Source organism: Bergeriella denitrificans NBRC 102155 (assembly GCF_001592185.1).
Classification (GTDB): domain Bacteria; phylum Pseudomonadota; class Gammaproteobacteria; order Burkholderiales; family Neisseriaceae; genus Neisseria; species Neisseria denitrificans.
Map to the genome: position 1 here is coordinate 1 of NZ_BCWL01000235.1, position 2,958 is coordinate 2,958.

The 2,958-nt window shown below is 50.1% G+C and carries 5 protein-coding genes and 1 tRNA gene; 3 read left to right on the plus strand and 3 right to left on the minus strand.

All coding sequences use genetic code 11. The annotated features are described in order from the left end of the window. On the plus strand, nt 1–233 hold a 233-nt coding region (locus BDE01S_RS11610; RefSeq protein WP_218015871.1), incomplete at its 5' end, for a hypothetical protein. A 175-nt stretch (nt 234–408) separates the two neighbouring features. On the opposite strand, the gene BDE01S_RS09625 is transcribed toward BDE01S_RS11610, so the two are convergent. From BDE01S_RS09625 to BDE01S_RS09635, 3 genes are all read right to left on the minus strand, one after another. Continuing rightward, nucleotides 409–483, minus strand: a tRNA-Arg gene (locus BDE01S_RS09625). Between the two features lie 18 nt (nt 484–501). Beyond that, a complete protein-coding gene (locus BDE01S_RS09630) occupies nt 502–948 on the minus strand; it encodes a DUF441 domain-containing protein (RefSeq protein WP_066080866.1) in 447 nt (148 codons plus the stop codon). Nucleotide 949: 1 nt separating this feature from the next. Beyond that, nucleotides 950–1,924, minus strand: coding sequence for a polyprenyl synthetase family protein (locus BDE01S_RS09635; RefSeq protein ID WP_066080869.1), 975 nt, complete (start codon nt 1,922–1,924; stop codon nt 950–952). A gap of 229 nt (nt 1,925–2,153) precedes the next feature. On the opposite strand from BDE01S_RS09635, the gene rplU reads away from it, so the two are divergent. Together rplU and rpmA are read left to right on the plus strand one after the other, a co-directional pair. Further along, the gene (gene rplU, locus BDE01S_RS09640; protein WP_115225383.1) at nt 2,154–2,462 is read left to right on the plus strand and encodes a 50S ribosomal protein L21; all 309 of its coding nucleotides are present in this window, start codon (nt 2,154–2,156) and stop codon (nt 2,460–2,462) included. 27 nt (nt 2,463–2,489) lie between these two features. After that, on the plus strand, nt 2,490–2,759 hold the full coding sequence (gene rpmA / locus BDE01S_RS09645; RefSeq protein WP_066080875.1) for a 50S ribosomal protein L27: 270 nt from the start codon (nt 2,490–2,492) through the stop codon (nt 2,757–2,759). The last annotated feature ends 199 nt before the right edge of the window (nt 2,760–2,958 follow it).

Here is a 2,958-nt window from a genome sequence, read left to right on the forward strand (position 1 = left end):
CAACGCTAGGATTTCTTACAGGTAAGGCTATCGGGACGGCTGCGGTTGATATTGGTAAAGTCGTACTGGGCTTGCGGATGAGCGCGGGGATTTACTCGTATGATAGTGTTCTCGGATATAGTGGGATGTTTGCTGCCGCTGCACTTACTGCGCGAAAACAGATAATCTTGATGGCCGGTCAAGGTGTACAGCTCATGCAGCAACCTAAGCGTCCAATCGGCTGGCAATATTAAAAAGTTGTTGTAATGTGCCCGAATTTGTACCCACAAAATTATGTTGCTTCAATCATATTCCTATGTATACATATCAAATAGGCAATAAAAAAGCCTTGAACAGTCTGCAAGGCTTGTTTTATCTAGATTGTAGCATATGGGGTGGGCCTATGGATAATCTGCTTTTTTCTAAGTATGGCCCCGCCAACAGGAATCGAACCTGTATCTTACGCTTAGGAGGCATATGTTCTATCCGTTGAACTATGGCGGGAGGTAATAAAGCTGGATATTAGACTTTTCCGGCAATAAATGACAACAGCCCTGCTGCAATCAGCGGTCCGACGGGGATACCGCCGACGAAGGCAACGCCGATGATGGTACCGATTAAGAGGCCGGTGACCAAAATCGGCTGGTTGCTCATCAGGGGTACGCCCCGGCCTGCGACCCAGGCGACGAATATGCCGACGGCAACTGCCGACAGCATTTTGACATTCACAAATTCCGACCAGCCCGGCACCTGTACTTTGCCGGAAACGACGGGGCTTAATACGCCGATGGTCAGGAAAATAATGCCGATGGTCAGGCCGTATTTTTCGGCTAGCGGAATATATTTGGACAAGGCCGTCTGATGCATCAGCAGCAGGATGGCTGCCGGCAGGGTGATGGTATTATTGTTGCTCAATACGCCCAGCAGTATCAGCGACACCAGAAACAGGGGGACGAAACCGACGCTCACCTTACGACACCCGCGCCAGAGATTCCTGCGCCAGGCTGCGCATGGCTTGAGTGATTTCGTTATCCGGCAATACTGCAAGACACGCTACCGCCTGCTCGACGGCTTTGCGCGCTTCGCCGACGGAATAGGCCAATGCGTCGGAATTGACGACATGGCTGTGGATTTTTTCGAAATAGCTGCGGTCGGCGTGTTCCAAAGCGTGGCGCACATCCGCTGCGGCTTCGGCGCTGCCGTTTCTCATCAGATAAATCAGCGGCAGGGTCGGCTTGCCTTCGGCCAAATCATCGCCGACATTTTTGCCGATTTCCTCGGTTTCACCGGAATAATCCAATACATCGTCAATAATCTGGAAGGCCGTGCCCACATACATGCCGTAATCTTTCAGCGCCTGCTCCTGCTCGGGTGATGCACCGCCCAAAACTGCGCCGACCTGTGCGGCCGCTTCAAACAGCTTGGCGGTTTTATATTGGATGACCTGCACATATTCTGCTTCGGTAATATCGGTATTGCCGATATTCATCAGCTGCATCACTTCGCCTTCGGCAATGATATTGGTGGCATCGGCCATGATTTCCAAAATCTTCATGCTGCCCGAACCGACCATCAGCTGAAACGCGCGGGTATAGAGAAAGTCGCCGACCAACACCGCCGCCGCATTGCCGAAAAGATTATTGGCCGTTTCTCGTCCGCGGCGCAGCTCGCTCTCGTCCACCACATCATCGTGCAGCAGGGTCGAGGTGTGGATAAACTCCACCATCGCCGCCAGAGAATAGAGCTGCTCATCATCATAGCCCACGGCCTTGCCGGACAAAATCGTGATAATCGGCCGCAGGCGCTTGCCGCCCGCGCTGATGATATAGGTACCGATTTGGGAAATCAGCGCCACATCCGAGCGCACGGCCCGGTCGATTACCGCATTAACTTTAGCCAGATCGTCCGGCAGGTGGCGTTGGAAATAAGGCAGGTTTTCAAGCATGATGAATGTCTTCGGAAGATAAACAAACGGTTTGTCAAACACGGTTAAACTGCATCCGGTCAAGCCTGTAATTATAGCAGCAACAGGGGTTTTTAACATCTTTTTTCAAACCGGCACTGTATTCATAATAAAATAAGTTTTGACAAAACAGCAAAATACTTTCATAATGCGAGATTCCGCACAATGGTGTGCGGGAGTGTATTAACCAAAAATTCTCATGGAGTTGAGTATGTACGCGGTCGTAAAAACCGGCGGTAAGCAATACAAAGTTACCGTTGGCGAAAAATTGAAAGTAGAACAGATACCTGCCGAACTCGACAGCCAAATCGAACTGACTGAAGTTTTGATGATTGCTGACGGCGAATCTGTAAAAGTAGGCGCTCCTTTTATCGAAGGCGCGAAAGTAACTGCTAAAGTAGTTGCTCATGGTCGTGGCGAGAAAGTCCGCATTTTCAAAATGCGTCGTCGCAAACACTACCAAAAACGCCAAGGCCACCGCCAAAATTTCACCCAAATCGAAATCGTGGCAATCGCCTAATTTTCAGCAAGTTTAGGAGTATTTAAAATGGCAAGTAAAAAAGCAGGCGGTAGCACCCGCAACGGTCGCGATTCAGAAGCCAAACGCCTGGGCGTTAAAGCCTACGGCAACGAGCTGATTCCGGCAGGCTCCATCATCGTTCGTCAACGCGGCACCAAATTCCACGCCGGCGACAACGTAGGCATGGGCAAAGACCACACTCTGTTTGCCAAAGTTGACGGCTATGTAGAGTTCAAAACCAAAGGCGCTTTGAACCGTAAAACCGTCAGCATCCGCCCTTACACCGGCGAAGAATAAGTTTTAGCTTATTGCAACCGCATTTCTTAGGAAATGCGGTTTTTTATTGGCGATTGCCATGCTCCTGCCAACACTGCAAACAAGTAAACCCACATTTTCAGACGGCTTTTTATAGTCGTTTCGTTAGATTGAGACAAGGCGGCAAGCCGTAGGCAGTACAGATATAGTCGTAGAACTTAAATCCTGCTGCAGCGTTGGC